Origin of the sequence: Streptomyces shenzhenensis (assembly GCF_021462265.1) — a bacterium.
In the GTDB taxonomy this organism is placed as follows: Bacteria; Actinomycetota; Actinomycetes; order Streptomycetales; family Streptomycetaceae; genus Streptomyces; species Streptomyces shenzhenensis.
This window is the reverse complement of the sequence record NZ_JAJONF010000043.1, coordinates 26100-42474: the sequence shown is the minus strand read 5'-3', so window position 1 is coordinate 42474 and position 16375 is coordinate 26100. Positions and strand designations below refer to the sequence as shown.

14 protein-coding genes and 3 pseudogenes are annotated in these 16375 nt (G+C 70.0%); 11 read left to right on the top strand and 6 right to left on the bottom strand.

The features are described 5' to 3' along the window. Positions 1 to 10 precede the first annotated feature (10 nt). A complete protein-coding gene (locus LQ326_RS36960; RefSeq protein ID WP_234543449.1) occupies positions 11 to 1438 on the bottom strand; it encodes an aldehyde dehydrogenase family protein in 1428 nt (475 codons plus the stop codon). Between the two features lie 190 nt (positions 1439 to 1628). On the opposite strand from LQ326_RS36960, the gene LQ326_RS36955 reads away from it, so the two are divergent. The 6 genes from LQ326_RS36955 to LQ326_RS36930 all read left to right on the top strand — a co-directional run bounded on the left by LQ326_RS36955 (position 1629) and on the right by LQ326_RS36930 (position 7701). Continuing rightward, the gene (locus LQ326_RS36955; protein ID WP_234543448.1) at positions 1629 to 3389 is read left to right on the top strand and encodes a helix-turn-helix domain-containing protein; all 1761 of its coding nucleotides are present in this window, start codon (positions 1629 to 1631) and stop codon (positions 3387 to 3389) included. 73 nt (positions 3390 to 3462) lie between these two features. Further along, positions 3463 to 3696 carry a GNAT family protein gene (locus LQ326_RS48905; protein ID WP_372497049.1) on the top strand — a complete coding sequence of 78 codons (234 nt, stop codon included), beginning with the start codon at positions 3463 to 3465 and terminating at the stop codon, positions 3694 to 3696. 324 nt (positions 3697 to 4020) lie between these two features. Then, the gene (locus LQ326_RS36945) at positions 4021 to 5301 is read left to right on the top strand and encodes an MFS transporter (RefSeq protein WP_234543447.1); all 1281 of its coding nucleotides are present in this window, start codon (positions 4021 to 4023) and stop codon (positions 5299 to 5301) included. A 380-nt stretch (positions 5302 to 5681) separates the two neighbouring features. Next, positions 5682 to 6455, top strand: coding sequence for an SDR family oxidoreductase (locus LQ326_RS36940; RefSeq protein ID WP_234543446.1), 774 nt, complete (start codon positions 5682 to 5684; stop codon positions 6453 to 6455). A gap of 32 nt (positions 6456 to 6487) precedes the next feature. After that, on the top strand, positions 6488 to 6808 hold the full coding sequence (locus LQ326_RS36935; RefSeq protein ID WP_234543445.1) for a nuclear transport factor 2 family protein: 321 nt from the start codon (positions 6488 to 6490) through the stop codon (positions 6806 to 6808). A 47-nt stretch (positions 6809 to 6855) separates the two neighbouring features. Next, positions 6856 to 7701, top strand: coding sequence for a MerR family transcriptional regulator (locus LQ326_RS36930; protein WP_234543444.1), 846 nt, complete (start codon positions 6856 to 6858; stop codon positions 7699 to 7701). A gap of 639 nt (positions 7702 to 8340) precedes the next feature. On the opposite strand, the gene LQ326_RS36925 is transcribed toward LQ326_RS36930, so the two are convergent. The 4 genes and pseudogenes from LQ326_RS36925 to LQ326_RS36915 form a co-directional block, all read right to left on the bottom strand. Then, the gene (locus LQ326_RS36925; protein WP_234543443.1) at positions 8341 to 8484 is read right to left on the bottom strand and encodes a hypothetical protein; all 144 of its coding nucleotides are present in this window, start codon (positions 8482 to 8484) and stop codon (positions 8341 to 8343) included. A gap of 64 nt (positions 8485 to 8548) precedes the next feature. Continuing rightward, positions 8549 to 8746 (bottom strand): annotated as a pseudogene (locus LQ326_RS48900) (hypothetical protein); the annotation flags it as partial. Positions 8747 to 8814: 68 nt separating this feature from the next. Further along, positions 8815 to 9139 (bottom strand): annotated as a pseudogene (locus tag LQ326_RS49155) (IS256 family transposase); the annotation flags it as partial. Beyond that, positions 9139 to 9639: a GNAT family N-acetyltransferase gene (locus LQ326_RS36915; protein WP_234543442.1), complete on the bottom strand. Its 501-nt coding sequence runs from the start codon at positions 9637 to 9639 to the stop codon at positions 9139 to 9141. The pseudogene LQ326_RS49155 and the gene LQ326_RS36915, both read right to left, overlap by 1 nt. 267 nt (positions 9640 to 9906) lie before the next feature. Here LQ326_RS36915 and LQ326_RS36910 point away from each other — a divergent pair, with 267 nt between their 5' ends. Both LQ326_RS36910 and LQ326_RS49150 read left to right on the top strand, forming a co-directional pair. Beyond that, positions 9907 to 10302 (top strand): group I truncated hemoglobin, encoded by a 396-nt coding sequence (locus tag LQ326_RS36910; RefSeq protein WP_234543441.1) that lies wholly within the window; start codon positions 9907 to 9909, stop codon positions 10300 to 10302. A 428-nt stretch (positions 10303 to 10730) separates the two neighbouring features. Next, a pseudogene (locus tag LQ326_RS49150) lies at positions 10731 to 11167 on the top strand (ISAzo13-like element transposase-related protein); the annotation flags it as partial. A gap of 132 nt (positions 11168 to 11299) precedes the next feature. On the opposite strand, the gene LQ326_RS36900 reads toward LQ326_RS49150, so the two are convergent. Then, positions 11300 to 12115: an SAM-dependent methyltransferase gene (locus LQ326_RS36900; protein ID WP_234543440.1), complete on the bottom strand. Its 816-nt coding sequence runs from the start codon at positions 12113 to 12115 to the stop codon at positions 11300 to 11302. Positions 12116 to 12504: 389 nt separating this feature from the next. Between LQ326_RS36900 and LQ326_RS36895 the strand changes: the two genes are divergently transcribed. The 3 genes from LQ326_RS36895 to LQ326_RS36885 all read left to right on the top strand — a co-directional run bounded on the left by LQ326_RS36895 (position 12505) and on the right by LQ326_RS36885 (position 16269). Beyond that, positions 12505 to 13461 carry an ankyrin repeat domain-containing protein gene (locus LQ326_RS36895; RefSeq protein ID WP_234543439.1) on the top strand — a complete coding sequence of 319 codons (957 nt, stop codon included), beginning with the start codon at positions 12505 to 12507 and terminating at the stop codon, positions 13459 to 13461. A 431-nt stretch (positions 13462 to 13892) separates the two neighbouring features. Then, a complete protein-coding gene (locus LQ326_RS36890) occupies positions 13893 to 14822 on the top strand; it encodes an NADP-dependent oxidoreductase (RefSeq protein ID WP_234543438.1) in 930 nt (309 codons plus the stop codon). A gap of 592 nt (positions 14823 to 15414) precedes the next feature. Then, complete coding sequence (locus LQ326_RS36885; protein WP_234543437.1) at positions 15415 to 16269, top strand: PaaX family transcriptional regulator; 855 nt, start codon at positions 15415 to 15417, stop codon at positions 16267 to 16269. Positions 16270 to 16375: the final 106 nt, after the last annotated feature.

The window sequence follows — 16375 nt, the reverse complement described above, 5'->3', positions numbered from 1 at the left end:
GTGGGTCGGGTCAGTTGAGGCGGCCGGGGACGTCGGAGCCGTACCAGTCGACGTCGTCGTCCGCGGTGCGCACCACGACGGTCTTCAGCCAGGTGAAGTCGTCGAAGGACTCGGTCCCGGCGTCACGGCCGGTACCGGATTCCTTGATGCCGCCCCAGGGCAGGGACGGTTCGAGCCGGTGGTGGTCGTTGACCCACACCATTCCGGCCTGGATCCGGTCCGCCACCCGGTGCCCGCGGGCCAGGTCGCGTGTCCAGACGCCCGCGCCGAGCCCGAACCGGTTGTCGTTGGCCTTCGCGATCGCGTCGGCCTCGTCGTCGAACGGCACGACGACGGCGACCGGGCCGAAGATCTCCTCGCGCGCGACCTGCATGTCCATCGTCGCGTCGGCCAGCACGGTCGGACGGACGAAGAACCCGCCGTCCAGGGGCGCGGGCAGGTCCGGGGCCCCGCCCCCTGCGGCGACGCGCGCCCCCTCGGAGCGCCCCTTCTCGATCAGAGCCAGGACCTTGTCGCGCTGGACCGCGCTGACCAGGGGGCCGATCTGGGTGGCCGGGTCGGACGGGTCGCCGATGCGGATCGCGTCGGCCCGCCGGGCCAGCGTCGCGACGAAACGGTCGTAGCTCGCACGCTGGACCAGGAAGCGCGAACCCGCCACGCAGGACTGCCCGGCCGCGACGAACGCGGCGAACGCCGCCCCCTCGGCCGCCACGACAGGATCGATGTCGTCGAAGACGACGATCGGTGTCTTCCCTCCGAGCTCGGCGGTCACCCGCGCGAACCGCTGCGCGGTGGCGACGGCGGCCGCGCGCCCGGCCTCGGTCCCGCCGGTCAGGGTGATCTTGGCGATGCCCGGATGCCCGGTCAGCCGCTCCCCCACCGCGCGGCCGCCGGTCACCACGTTCACCACGCCGTCGGGGACACACGCCTTCTGCAGCAGTTCGGTCAACGCCAGAGTGGACAGGGGCGTGGTCTCCGACGGCTTGACCACCACGGTGTTGCCCGTGGCCAGCGCCGCGGAGAGGCTGCGGGCCAGGATCAGCAGCGGGTGGTTGAACGGCGTGATGATTCCGCAGACACCGAGGGGCGCCCGGCGCTGGTAGGTCAGGTAGGGCCCGTCCGAGGGCAGTACGGCGTTGCGCTGAGCGGCCAGCAGTCCCGCGTTGTAGCGGAACCATTCCGGCACTCTCGACAGCTGCGCCCGCGTCTCGGTGACCGGCCGGCCGTTGTTCTGTGTCTCCAGCCGGTAAAGACTCTCGGCCGCGTCCTCGATCACATCCGCGACCCGCAGCAGCAGCCGGCCGCGCGCCGTGCGGCTCATCGCGGGCCACGGACCGTCCAGGAAGGCCGCACGGGCACGGGTGACGGCCGCGTCGACCTCGGCGATGGAGCTGTCCGCCACGGTGCGGATGATGCTCCCGGTGGCCGGGTTGATCACGGGGCGCTCCTGGCCCGCTGCGACGTTCGCGTAACTGGGCGGCGAAGAAGTCATCATCGACATTCCGGCCCTTTCTGGGACTGATCCGACGGGGTGAGTCCTCGGAGTCTGACCCATGCGCGAGGGCGTCTGATATGTCACAGCCGACACAGTTCGACAGTGGGAGTGTTCTCGGCGACACTCACTGGCCGTGGAGGATGAACAGGAGCTGCACAGCTGGCTTACCGCGATCGGCACGCTGACCTCGGCCGTGAACGCCGGCCGGGGACTCCGTGAGGTCCTCGACCTCGTCGCTTCGACCGCCCGGCATTTACTGGGCCTCGACTTCTGCGGCGTCCTGCTGCCCGACGCCGAGGAACGCAACCTCGTGATCGCCGCCTGGAGCGGGTTGTCGGCCACCTACGTCGCCCGGGTCAACTCCGATCACCCGGTCCCGCTGGAGGACGACGCGCTCACCGGCGCACCGTCGAGCCGGGCCTACCGTTCGGGCCGTCCGGCCGCGGTCAAGGACATCTCGCGCGAGCCCGGCTTCATCTGGGGCGGCGTCGCACACGACCAGGACTACCGTTCCATGCTGTCGGTGCCCCTGGTCACCGCGTCCGGTGTGATCGGGACGCTCAACAGCTACCGGTCCGCGCTGCACACATTCGGTCCCGAGGAAATCGGGCGGCTGCAGCTGCTCGCCGAGCACGCGGCGATCGCCATCACCTCCGCCCGGCTCGTCGAGGACCTGCGCCGGCAGCACGACCTCGTGTCGCGCTCGGAGGAGATCCACGAGCGCCTGCTTCGGGTGGCTGTCCGCTCGGGCGGCATACAGGGGATCGCCGCCGCCCTCCATGACCTGCTCGACACGGCAGTGCTCCTGCAGGAGGCGCGGGGTGAGGTGCTCGCCGCGGCCGGCCCCCCGGCGGAGCCTCCTGTCGCCGGCTGGCCGGCGACCGCGCCGGGACCGGGCACCGACCTGGTCCGCGAGCAGGACGGCCACATCGTGGCCGATGTCGTCCTGTTCGGCGAGGTGCCCGCGCGGGTCTGGCTACCCGGCCGTCGAGGGCCCCTGGCGACGCTGGACCGCCGGGCGCTGGAGCATGCCTCGGTGGTGCTCTCGCTCGAACTGCTCCGGCGGCGCACGGCGCTGGAGGTCGAGCAGAACCTGCGCGGTGAACTGCTGGCCGAGCTGCTCACCGGCGCCGACCCGCGCTCGGAGGCCCTCCTCCACCGCGCCCGGCTGCTCGGCCACGATCTGACGCGCACCCACTGCGCGCTGGTCGCACGCATCGACACCACCGGGCAGGGCAGCACGGCCCGAACCCTCCGGCGCGCCGCGGACGAGGCGAACCGGCTGGCGTCCACCATCACCCCGCGGCCCCTCGTCAGCCAGCACCAGGAGGCGATCGTGGCCCTGTGGCCCGTGCCCGCGACCGGTCCCGATCAGGGGCCGCAGATCGCCGAGACCCTGCGCAGAGCCATCTCGACGACGGCGGGAGTCTCCTCCGTGACCATCGCCGTTTCCGAACTCACCGACAGCAAGTTCGCCGAGGCCTACCGAACGGCCCGAGGCGCCCTGGCCGTAGCCGGCCGCCAGGAGCACAACGCGGGCGTGATCACCCTGGAGGGGCTGGGCGTGGCAGGCCTCCTCCTGCAACTCGGCGACCCGGCCCCCCTGCGCAGTTACGCCGACCGCACACTGGGCCCCCTCATCCGGCACGACGACCAGCACGGCACCTCTCTGATGGCCACCCTGCGAGCGCACCTGGCGCATCGCCTGGACCGCCAGGCGACCGCACAGGCGCTGATGGTGCACCCCAACACCATCAGCCAGCGGCTACGCCGCATCGAAACACTGACCGGGATGGATCTGCGCGACGCGGCATCAGCCGTAGAGGCCCGGTCGGCACTGATGGTGCTGGACGTCGCTCACGGAATCGCATGGAACGTCCCGCGCACCGAGTGATACGACGCCGGCTACGAGAAGTGGGGCGAGGACCTCGGTCCCTCCGCCGCGCACGAGAGGACGGCGCGCGTTCATCGGCTGGTTCGTCCTGCGTCCCGAGCCGGAGGGCCCACTGGACGAGGTCGAACTCGGCTACCGGCTGCGGCAGACGGCTCGGGGCAAGGGTCATGCCATCGAGGGCTCGCGGGCGTTGCCGGACAACGTGTTCACGGAGCTGGGGGCCGACTCGCCTCCAGGGCGGCAACGTGACGAACGGTCCTTCGGCATCAGTCCTGATCCCACAACAGAGGAACCAGCGTGGTACTGACCGCCGCTCCGGGCAACCCGTCCGAAGAGGCACTTCGGATCCTCGCCTGGTGGGGTGCGGAAGGCATCGCGACAGGCCACGCGTAATACAAGGCCCCTCACGCCACAAGACCCGCACCCTGTTCGTTTCTGCGTGCCGTTCCTCTACGCTCGAAGAAGGTCAGCAACTACCGCATGACATCTGCCCGGTGACGGAGTCGGTGTGGGGTGCGCGTCCCCGCTCCACGCCGCTACTGGACGGCTTCAGGCGCAGCCGCGGGTCGCCGTATCCGGACGCCGACGACCCCGCATGGCGCGTCCCGCCGGGCAGCGAAAGGGATGCGCCGTGCCCTCGGCGTCTGTGAAGTACCGGACCCTGCTGCGCACTCAGGGTGCCGCGGCCTTCTTCCTCCCCTCCGTTGTCGGGCGTGTGGGTATCGCCATGACGGGGATCGGCATCGTCTGGCTGGTGCACGCCCGCACAGGGTCGTATGCCGCCGCCGGTCTCGTCACCGGCGGATTCGCTGTCGCGGACGCCGTCGCCGGGCCCCAGATCGGACGACTTGTCGATCGGTTCGGACAGGCACGGGTGCTTTACTGCGCGCTGGGCGCACATGCCGTGGCCGTGGCGCTGCTGCTCGCCGCCACCGTTCCGGACCTCGTCGCCGGGGTACTCGTCGGGGCAACGCTGCCCCAGCTCAGCGCCCTGTCCGCCGCTCGCTGGTCCGCCCTGCTGGCCGGCGAACGGGCTGCCGCGCTGCCCACGGCCTTCGCCCTGGAGGCCCTCGCCAACGGCGTGTCCTACCTGGCCGGCCCGGCCCTGGTGAGCGTCCTCGGCGCGGCGGGCCACCCGGGCGCCGGGATGCTGCTCGCCGCCACACTCGTCGTCGGGGGCGGGCTCGCCCTCGCCGCCCAGCGCCGCACCGTGCCGCCCCTCACCGGCCGCGCCGAACGCCGGCACGCCAAACGCGCCCTGCTCCGCTTCCCGTTCCTGCGGCAGGTCGCGCTCGGCCTTGCGCTCGGGGTGTTCTTCGGCGCGATGCAGGTGTCCGTCACCGCGTACGCCGTCGGACGCGGCACACCGGACACGGCAGCACTGCTCTTTTCCGCCTTCAACTGCACCAGTCTGGTGGGCGGCTGGGCCTATGGAGCATGGCGTCGCGGCGGCTCGCCCCAGCGCCGCCAGGCCGCAGCCGCCGCCTTCCTCGCCGTCGCGATCCTCCCGCTGACTCTCATCGATGCCCCTCTCACGGTCGGCGCCACCCTTGCCGTGGCCGGACTCGTCGTGCCGGTCCTGCTGATCCTTTCCTCCGTCCGCATCGAGTCGGCGGTCCCGCGCGCCGCCCTCACCCAAGCGTTCACCTGGGGCAACTCCGCAAGCGCGGCAGGAACAGCAGGCGCCGCGGCGGTCGCAGGTCGAGTGGTGGACGCCGGTGGCGGCGCGCACGGCGGTTTCGGTGTGGCGGCGGGGGCCGCGGTGGCGATGACGGTCCTGGCGCTCGGCGGCCTGCGCGACTCCTCACCCGACATGTCAGCCAAGTCCACGCCAACGAGTTCACCGAGTGTGAAGGGAAACAGGTCGCGGCATCAGGCGGAACCGTATCGGCCACCCCGACGGTCGACATGACCATGGGGCTGGGCTTCCACTCCGCCTCTGGTGCCGCCCTGGAGCGTTGGATACCGCGGGCAAGACACCGCTCTTCGACCCCAGCCGGCGGCGGAGCGCCTTCAGGCGCCCCGCCCGTCGCAACGGGAGCCTGGGACGCCACAGGCAGGAGACGGCCTCGGCCATCTGATCGGCCCCGCTGACAGGGCTCGGCCGCGGAAACCCTGCCAGCGATCGGCCGTGACGGGGTTCCACGTCGGCCGACCCGCGCCGCCGTGTGCCTCCGCCAGTTCCCGTGTCTCGCCACGGCGGGACGAAAGTGACGATGTTCGCCGCTGCCTGAACGCGGTCATGCGGCCCGTCTTGACCCTCTCCCCGAGGGAGGGTCCAAGGTCGCAGACATGAACAGCAATGATCTCGATGGACGTCGCGCCGTGGTGGCGGGCGGCAGCAAGGGAACCGGGCTGGCGACAGCGCGCCGGCTCCGAGACGCCGGGGCCGAGGTGGTCACCATCGCCCGTACTCCGCCGAAGACCGCCGACGTTCTCTTCGTCCAGGCCGACCTGAGCACCCCCGACGGAGCCGCGTCGGCGGCCACGGCAGTGGCCGAGCTCATCGGTGTCCCGGACGTCCTGGTGCATGTCACGGGCGGCTCCCGCGCCCCGGCCGGCGGGTACGCGGCTCTCGACGACCAGTCGTGGGAGGAGGAACTCGCACTCAACCTGCTCCCGGCGGTCCGGCTGGACCGAGCGCTGGTCCCCAGGATGGCGGCCCGCGGGTCAGGCGCGGTCGTCCACGTGACCTCGATCCAGCGCCGCATGCCGTTGCACGACTCGACACTGGCGTACGCGGCGGCCAAAAGCGCCCTGGCCACCTACAGCAAGGGGCTCGCAAACGAGGTGGCGCCGAGTGGGGTCAGAGTCAATTCGGTCGCCCCGGGCTTCATCCGCACCGACGGTGCCGAGCACCTCCTCGCACGCCGGATGAGCGAGGGAGGCATCACCCGCGAGGCTGCCCTCGACAACCTGATGCAGGTCCTCGGCGGCATCCCGCTGGGACGGCCCGCCGAGCCGGACGAGGTGGCCGAGCTGATCACCTTCCTGGTCTCGGACCGGGCGAGTGCGATCACCGCCGCCGAGCACATCGTCGACGGCGGCACCATCCGCACCCTCTGACCAGCAAATCCTTCACCCCACGGGAAAAGACCATGCAAGACGTCCAGGAATTCGCCGAGGAGTACTTCGCCGCGGCGACCGATCCCGACCGCGCGCGCTACTTCGCGCTCTTCGACGACGACATCGTCGTACACGACGACGGCCACAGCCATGAAGGGCTCAGAGCGGTACGCCGCTGGCGCACCGAGCTCCCGCCCGTGCGCTACGGCCTCCGCGACGTCAGGGGCACAGCCACCGCATGTCAGGCCGTCGCCGAGGTTTCCGGCGCCTTCCCCGGCAGCCCGGTCACCCTCCGCTTCACCTTCGAACGCGACGCACAAGGGAAAATCACACTGCTGGACATCACACCCTGAAATCCGAGGCGCGAGTCGGCCAGGATGGATACGACGAGGAGGACAGCGTGACGGAGCAATGGACGATCGGGGAGTTCTCCCGGATCACTCACCTGAGTATCCGCACACTCCGCCGCTACCACGAGCAGGACCTCCTCGTCCCTGCACAGGTCGACCCGGCCACGGGCTACCGCTACTACACGCCCACACAAATCCGGCCGGCACTGACCATCAAGCGGCTGCGCGAACTCGACCTCCCGCTGGGGAGCCTCCGGAGCTTCCTCCAGGCCGAATCCGGCGACGCGGGTGGGGAAGACCGTCATGCGGCGCAACAGATCGTCGCTGCCCACCTGCGCCGTCTCGAAGACCGGCTCGGTCGCACTCAGCGAGCGGTCCAGGCACTCCGGGAACTCCTCGACCCGCAGGCCGAACGGACCGTGAGCCTGGAGGTCCTTCCGCCGCAACGCGTCCTCGCGGTGTCCCTCGACGTCCCTCCCGGATCCGACCTGAGCTGGTACGACTCCGCGATGCACGACCTGGACACGGCGGCCGGCCGACGCCCGGTGCTCCCGCCTGGCGGCCGCTATGAGCACGCCCTGTTCACCGACGGGCACGGCCGCGCCACCGTCTACGTCCCGGCTGAGGCACCGCTGCCGCCGGGAGCACCGGCCACGGTAAAGCCGCTCCAGCTGCCCCAGCGCACCGCCGCTGTCGCCACCCACTGCGGCCCGCACGACGACCTCGACCTCACCTACGCCGCCCTCGGCTCCTTCGCCGCGCACCGCGGTCTGCGCTCTCAGGACCTCGTCGAGGAGATCTACCTCATCGGGCCGCGCGACACCGACCAGCCCGACCACTGGCGCACACTCGTCGCATGGCTGATCGATCCCGGTACCGGCCGATCGACGCCGTAGCTGCAGCGACCCTCATCCTGTCCACCGCACCTACCGTCTCCCCCGCCTGCCGACGATCGGGCCTGGGGTGATGGCCGCTGTCACAGCCACAACCGGGCGACATGTCCGGCCGGCCGGGGTCGGCATCCGTTCGCAGGCACCGAAGCTCGTGCCCCTCTCGTCAGGAGATCGCGCCTCTCGTCTGTCGGCGAACCGATGTCATCAAGGCGAGGCGGGTGGACTGGCTGGCTTTGTTCGTGCTCTCCCGGCTTCGTCGCGATGAGTGCGGACACTGCCGATCGCGACCTCAGGCGGACAGTGCGACTGGGGACCGTCAGCCGGAGCGCAACCTCTTCCACCGCCCGGACCGTCAGCCCACCCCCCCTTTGACCTCCCCTTTTTTTGGCGACTTCGGATACCGACCCGAGACCCTCAACCGTCACTCAGAGTGGCTAGTGCACAGCAGTGGGACCAGAGCCACCACTCGTGAGAGATCAATCGAGTTTCAATGCCCATCACGTCTTCTGCCCGTGGGTCTCAGCCTTGCTGTCAGCTGACGTGACATCACCGTGTCCTCGTGCGCGTCTGTGTGTCTTCAGCGGACCCCAGGTCATTGAGGTTGAGGTGGAAGATGGGCCTCCGCCCCAGCCCGTGTGAGTGTCAAGACCCGTGGATCAGGCCCGGCTGAGGCGGCTTGGCCGACATCCTGGTCTTGATGTTGTTCTCGCCGTGACGGGTGACTTCGTGCAGGCCCAGCCGCCGGTAGAGGGCGTTGGCCCGCTGATTGACGACGAGGACGTCCAAGGTGAGCTCCTGCCCCCTGCAGGCGGGCCTGGTCGAGGAGGCTGCGGATGAGCTCGCGGCCGATGCCACGTCCCTGGTAGTCGGGGTGGAGATCGATCCGCGCCAGGTAGATCGCCGTCGGCCGGTGCTCGACGTGGAGCATGCCGGCGTCCGCTCCGTCGGCGGTGATGATCTGCCATTGGTCCGGTGTGAACACGCGGGCGTGGAAGTCACGTCGGAGCTGCTCGTCCCAGCCCCAGATGGCCGTGACGTAGGCGCCCATGGCGGCTTTGTGCAGCTGGAAGCAGTACTCGCTGTCCGCGGAGGTCACCGGCCGCAGGTCGATGACCGTCATGCCGCTCGCTCCGTGGGCCGCTCGACCAGTCCGCTGCCCTTCGAAGCGTGCTCCGGCGCGGACGAGGACGACGAGGTGGGGTGCGGTCACGGTTCGCCGCTGTTGCCGGGCGGACTCGAAGAGCTTGAAGACCATCCCCGGGGCGGCGGTGCGGGAGCCGGCGCGGCGGGTGACCTTGGTCCGCAGCCGGACCGCGAACGTCTTGATCGCCGCCTCGGCGTGGTCGCGGTCCTCGGCGTTGCAGATGTCCTGGACGGCCTTCTTCGCGTCGGGCTGCGCGGTCTTCGGCATGGAGTCGAGCACATTTGCGAGATCGCGGACTACGGCTGGAGTGCCAGGTCGCGCTGATACCAAGTGCCCGGCTTACCGCCGAGGTCGGCCGGGTCTGCCGGGCCGACCGGGACGAACCCGGCCTTGGCCAGCACCCTCTGGGACGCGACATTGGCGTGGGAAGTGGCTGCGCGCAGTGTGCGCAGCCCGTGCCGTGCCGCCGCCAGCTGGCACAACTCCCGGACGGTCGCGGTCGCAACGCCGCGGCCTGCGACATGCTGCGCGACCCTGTAGCCGAGATTGGCAGTGCCGTCCTTGAAGTCGTACAGGTTGAACCGGCCCAGAACCGAGCCGTCCGCGGCGACCAGCACATAGAAGGCGCAACCGCCGGCCTCTTGCTCGGCCAACATGACGCTGTGCCGGTCGGCGAAGTGGTCGTAGAAATCGTCGCCCCGGTCGGAGATCGAGGCAGCGAAGTAGGCGCGGTTCGCCAGCTCGAAGGCCAGGACCTCCGGGGCATGGCCGGCATCCAACTGCTTCAGCTCGGGCACGGCGCGACTCTACCCGGACCACCCGCCGATGCCACCTGAGTTTCCATCAGCGGCAGACAGTCCAAGACCATGGCACACATCGCGATCTACAGCTGGATCATTTGAAGATCCCCGGACGCACCGAGGCGGTGTTTCAGGCGTCCACTCGGCACGTGAGAAGCCCGTTGCGAAAACTTCCCTGCGCCCGGATTCGCTGCTGAGGGCGTTCTGACAGCCTGGTAACCGCTCCCTCACACTGTGGCAAGACGGTGCGGCAATCCTGACGCCATGACCGACATCACCGCCGGCACGCCGGCCCCGGCAGCCACCCCGACCCTCTTCGAACAACTCGGAGGAGAGGAGGCCGTCGGGGCCGTCGTCGACATCTTCTACGACAAGGTACTGAGCGATCCGGACCTGCAGCCGTACTTCACGGGGGTGGATCTGGACCGGCTCAAGCAGCACCAGCGTCGTTTCATCGGGCAGGCCCTCGGGGCCACCCGCCCCTACTCCGGGCGTTCGATGCGCAAGGCCCACGAGCACTTGGCCGTCACGGAGGAGGCCTTCGGCCGCGTGGTGACCCATCTTGCCGGGGCGCTCACCGAGGCGGGTGTGGACGAGGAGACCATCGGCACGATCGCGCAGACCCTGCTGCCACTCAAAGAAGACATCGTCACCGCCTGATGCTTCAGGGGCGGTCGGCCTGGCCCGCCTTCCCGCGCTTCGCCGAGGCCTGGCTCGCCGCCAAGGCGGACAGCCTCGGTGTATATCGCCCAGGCCGGCCAATGGGCATCGGCCCGGACCGCATCTCGTTCGTCAAAGTCCCTCAAGCCCGCCCGCCGCAGCGTGGTCCGCCAACGTACCGACACCCCTACGAAGATCCGGAAGTTCCTGGCCTCGCCCGCCGCGAAGGTCCGCCGGAAACTCGACAACGGCGTCCGTCGGCCGCGAGAAGCGGACCGGTTCCTCAAACGCCTCAACTCGCTGTAGCGCTACCGGCCGAAGGACCAGCCACGAGCCCCGGGCCGCCGCGTGCCGGTCAAGAACATCACCCTGCACACCACGACAGTTCACCAGTCAGACGACGGCATCGTCCGGGTGCTTCGAAATGACACAGCGTTGAGCACCGGCTATTCTTCCACATCACCATGAACTGGCGCGGAAGGCCCTTGGCAGTCACGAAGTCATCGTCGAGAGCATCACCGGGATCACCACCACAACAGGCCTGACGGTGCACGTCGGACTCGACACCAATCCATACCCCACCGGCATCCAGGTGAGCGACGACGAGATCGCCGCCCTGCCGATCACCCGGCGCCGCTTCCACGGCGACTGGAACTACACCCTCCGCCCCTGACATCCGCTGGACGCGACGGCGACCACCAGCACGTCAGACCAGGGCCCGGCGGACGGGTCGGCATCGCCCCAAGACGCATTCACTGCAGGACCCGGAGCTGACCGGGATGACCCGCCAACAGCTCAGCGAGAGCTCATCGGCGCATTGACTCCCGCACTGGAGGTTCAACGCGAGCGAGTGCTCCGCCCCCGTCACGGTCACGGTCACGAACGCCTGGTGGCCCCCGGTACAGGCTCCAAAGCCAAACTCACTCCAGCCGCCCGGATCCTGGTCACCGTGCTCGCCGAGTAGCAGGGGGAGTCTCTTCCCCCGTGAAGCGAGGGATCACGGCTTCAGCGCCACGGCTCCCAGCTGGGGTACGACCGTGGGCTCTTCGCCGGGCTCCGGCCGCCACAGCGAGCAGGACACGAGTCCGGGCTCCAGGAACGTGAGCCCGTCGAAGTACTGGGCGACCTCCTCGCTGCCGCGGGCGGTGACCGGCGGTTTGGCGTTGGCGTTCCAGAACTCCATCGCCTCGAGCTGGAGGTCTCCGCCGAGTTCGGGCTCCGTGGTGGGATGGGTCAGTACGAGGAAGCTGCCGGGGGAAAGCGCCTCCACGAGCCGACGTGCGATGGCCCGTGCTTTGTCACCGTCGAGGACGAAGTTGAGGATGCCGAGCAGCATGAGTGCGGTGGGCTTGGTGAGGTCCAGTGTCCGTCCGGAGATGCGCAGAATGGTGTCCGGGTCGTGCGCATCGGCGTCGATGTAGTCGGTTGCGCCTTCCGGGGCACTGGTCAGCAGGGCGCGGGCGTGCGCGAGCACCATGGGGTCATTGTCGACGTACACGATCCGCGACTCGGGGGCGATCCGCTGGGCGATCTCGTGGGTGTTCTCCAGGGCCGGCAGGCCTGTGCCGATGTCGAGGAACTGACGGATGCCGTGCTCCTGTGCCAGACAGCGCACGGCGCGGCCAAGGAACGCCCGGTCGGCGCGCGCGATGTCGCGGATGACCGGGATCATTCCGGCAACGTGATCGCCCACCTGCTGGTCGACCTCGTAGTTGTCCTTGCCGCCCTGCCAGTAGTTCCACACGCGAGCGTTGTGCGCCGTCCCAGTGTCGAGGCGCTGCACTGCGGCGTCGGCGCTCCGGTTCTCGCTCACGTCTTCCTCTCCTTCGCACGCCCAAGGACCGCATGAAACAGGGCACTTGCGATCACAGCTGGGCCATGGCACATCAGCGGACGTCATTCTGCCGCACACCGCCGTCGTCGCGCCCCCGGAACAGGCGGGCCGGAGGGGACTTGGGTCTACGGCGCTCTGCTTGCGGCTGTCGCCACTTGGGTCGGTCCGCCCCTGCCGGACGATGAGATCCACCATGCGTCCTCGTGATCCGCTCCCGGCCGGCCAGCTGATGCGGAACTCGGCTCACCGTGGGGCCTCGGAGTTGCCCGACTTGGTTCTTTTGGCGGATGCGCGCCGGCCGGCCTCCGGTGTCGGACCCGTGTGCGAGCGTGTAGCGCGAGAGCCTGCGGCATGGTGAAGGGGGAACGGTGGCAGCAGTGGGTGACGGCTGGTCCGGGATGGGCTGGGACTGGACGGATGTCGACGACATTCGCCGGCGTCTCGACGAAGGCGCCGATCCAGAGAAATGGAGCGGCGGTCGGCCGCTGCATCGCGCAGCCGTGTTCGGGTCCCCGGAGGTCGTCGCCGAGCTGGCCGCCCGAGTTGCGGATGTGGACGCGCTGGAGAACGGGGTGACGGCGCTCTGGGAGGCCGTCGTGTCCAGGAAGCCGGACAACGCACGGGCACTCGTCGCCGCCGGGGCCGATCCCTGGCGGCTGTCGGTCGGCGGCTGGTCACCGGGGCGGCTGAGCCTGGCCGGACCGACGCCGGATCTGTTCCCGGTACCGGAGGGGGTACGCCTGACCGGCGCGGAGCGTGCGGCAGCGGAAGAGGCCAGACGGCTCACCACAGCACTGGGCACATTCCACTACGACGGTACGGGGCCGGCCTGCGTGACGGGCATCGACGCGGCCGAGGCGGTGCGCCGGCTGGAGGCGGGGCCGGTGGCGGACGACGTCATCGGTGAACTGCCGGAGGACCCGTACGCGTACGACATGGACGAGAGCTTGCAGATCATCGGCGTGACGTCCGTGCCGGGCGGCTGTGTCGTGACACAGCCCTGGGGGTACGCGCCGCAGATGCCCGGCGTGCTGACCCGGCTGTCCGCCGGCACAGCCTGCTACGGCCTGTACGCCAATCCCAAGAGCGGCGACCAAGGCAGTATCGCCCGTCATGGAAGCATCGAGGGCCGGGACCTGCACCCGGGCGGAGGACCGTACGAGAACGACACCCCTGAGGAAGCACTGACTTCGTATCTCTACCACTACAACGCCGTGGCCTACTGCTGCGCCGTTGCAGGACTGCGCCTGGCCGACCGGCGCGCCGTGGTCGGGCCTCCCGACATGTGGGTTGAACTGCCTCGCCGCGACTACTGGAGTCACTGACTCACGCAGACCACCGCCGCCGTGCTGAGACGCCTCAACCACGCGACGGCACGACACACCTGAGCGAGCACCGCGTCTCGCGAGCCGGGTGTGGAACGGTGCAGCCGGGTAGCGGTGATACGGAGGATTCGTTTCACCGGTGAACTGCCCCCTGCCGTTGGGGAGACAACGCTCCGCCGTACCAGCGTGCGTGCGCAGCTCGTCCTGGTGGCCGCGGCAGCCGCCGCACTCCGTTCCACGATTGGCCCACACAGTCACTCTTCAAATGGACCAAACGGGTAGGGCCACCAGCTGCATAGGCTCGACACCGGCGCGCCCGAGACCCCGAGTGACCTCTGCAGGGGATCCCGAGGTCGAGACTGGTGCCCGTTTCGGGGTTCCGGACCGTACCTCCCGGGGCGGCCGGACCGAGTGAGAGGAAGGAGTCTGCTGTGAAGGCGTGCGGAGTATCCGGGGCCGGGAAGGAAGCCGTCCTGCTGGAGTTGCCCGAACCGTCACCGCCCGGGGCCGGTCAGCTCCTGGTGGCGGTTGAGGCGGCCGGGGTCGGCCCGTGGGACGAACTGCTGAACGGCTCCGGCTGGGACGTGGGGCTGCGCGCCCCGGCGGCGCTGGGAGTGGAGGGCGCGGGCAAGGTACTGGCCGTCGGCGCGGGTGTCGCCGGGTTCGCCGTGGGCGACCGGGTGCTCGCACACGAGGCCCCGCTGCCCGGGGGAAGCGGCTTCTGGGCGGAACGTGTTCTGATCAACGCGGATCACACGGCAGCCTGCCCACCCGGACTGGACGCCGTGCACGCGGCGGCGCTGCCGGTCAACGGGCTCACCGCCTTGCAGTCCCTGGAGAAACTGGACCTCAGCCGCGGACAGCGGCTCCTGATCACCAACGGCGGCGGGGCCACCGGAGCCCTGGCCGTCCAACTCGCCGCGGCCGAGGGAATCGAGGTGACCGCGACCGCGTCTCCTGCCGCCGCAGAGCGCCTGCTCGGTCTGGGAGCGAGGGAAGTCGTCGACTACCACGACCCGAACTGGCCGGCCAAGGTACGCGGCGGGTTCGACGCCGCCCTCATCGTCGCCGCCGGCACGGCGAACGCCGCCCTGCCCTTGGTGCGGGACGGCGGCCGACTGTGCTCCCTGACCTCGGACGCGCCTGCGGAGGAACGAGGCATCACGAGTTGGGACCTCTACCTCGAGCCCAACGCCACGCAGCTTGCCCGGCTGGCGGAGCAGGCCGCCGCGGGAACTCTGGAACTGGCACCGGAACCCCTGCCGTTGAGCCAGGGACCTGCCGCGTTCACCCGGGTGGTCTCCGGACGGGCCGGCGGCAAGAAGATCGTCCTCACCCCAGAGGCCGGCAGCACCGTGTGAGAGCCAGGGGCCTCATGCTCCGTCGTCGCGGGCGGGCGGCCAGGCGCAGGCCGGAGATCACCGGCGTGCAGTTCTCCTGCGCGGGTCGCGATCGGGACAGGCCGGACTCCCAGTGGGATGTAGCCCCGGGTCGACGGCGACCTGGGAGCGCTGGTACCGGCCGCGGCGTTCGGTCGCCCACGTCCGCCGGGGCGTCCACCCGCTTGGTACGCGGTGCCCGGACCGCTCCGGGACGCAGGCGTCGACCCGCGCATCCGGCACGACCACATCGCCCTCGTCGCCGACAGGCTCGGCGCTGCGGTCGTCCCCGAGCCGGTGACCGCGACGGACCTCGCGAGCGTCGCTACCGGCCACTGGTTCGTGCGGAAGCCGCCGTTGCCCCAGCCGTCGCCCACCGGTCGACCGCGTCGAGCCGCACCTGCCCCGAGCGATCGACGTCATCCGGAGGCCGCCCCAGCCCCGCCTGCGGCATGGTGTCCCGCTGTCCGGGAACACACACGTCGGGCATTTTTGTTGTGGACGTCACTAAAGTGACGCATGTTTCTGCCCTGCGGGAGCGATACGTTCTCGGCCCGGGGCCTACGCTGTCCCGGTGACCAGTGCCGATGTCGACGCCGGGCCCGCCACCGAGGGCGGCCCCGAGCCGCGTACCCAGTCCCTGATGCTGACCTTCTTCGGCATTCATGTGCTGGGGCGGCCGATCGCTGTGTCGTCGGGCAGTGTGATCGCCGCTCTCGGGCGGCTGGGCAGCACGGAGGAGGCGGTGCGCACCACCTTGAACCGGATGGTCAGACGCGGCTTGCTGGAGCGCCATCGCCAGGGCCGCAAGACCTACTTCGGGCTCACCTCGCACGCCGTTGAGGTGCTGACCGACGGCAGGGACCGCATCTGGCGCACCGGCGCCGTGAACCGGGACTGGGACGGCCGGTGGACCATGGTGGGCTTCTCGCTCCCTGAGGCGTGGAGTCGCGAACGGCACGACCTGCGCTCCCGGCTGATCTGGGCGGGCTTCGGGCCCCTGCAGAACGGCCTGTGGGTGGCCCCGGCGCGTGTCGATGTCCGGGAGATGGTCGCGGGTCTCGGCCTGGAACCGTACCTGCGGGTGTTCCGGGCGGAAGTGGAGTCGCCGACCGACGTCCGCGAGGTGCTGGAACAGGCCTTCGACGTGCCGGCGATCGGCGCGCGGTACCGGGCCTTCCTGGAGCGCTGGGATCGCACCGACCCGCTTCCCGCGGCCTTCCGCGGCGACGAACTCGCAGGCCAGCTCCTTCTGCACACCGACTGGCTGGACCTGGTGCGGCGTGACCCGCATCTGCCGGCCGAACACCTTCCGGGGGACTGGCCCGCCGCCGACGCGGAGACCGTCTTCCGCGGCCTGGCCCGCCGCTGGGAACGCCCGGCCGTACGGGCGGCCGCCCAACTGCTCGACACCCTGACGCTGGGCTGATCCGCGCCCGAGCCCGGGCCCCCAGACGCGGAGCCCCCTGCTCCAATATTGGGCAGAGGATTGACTGCCATGAAAAAAGAGCCATACATTCGCTGCGCTCTTCCAG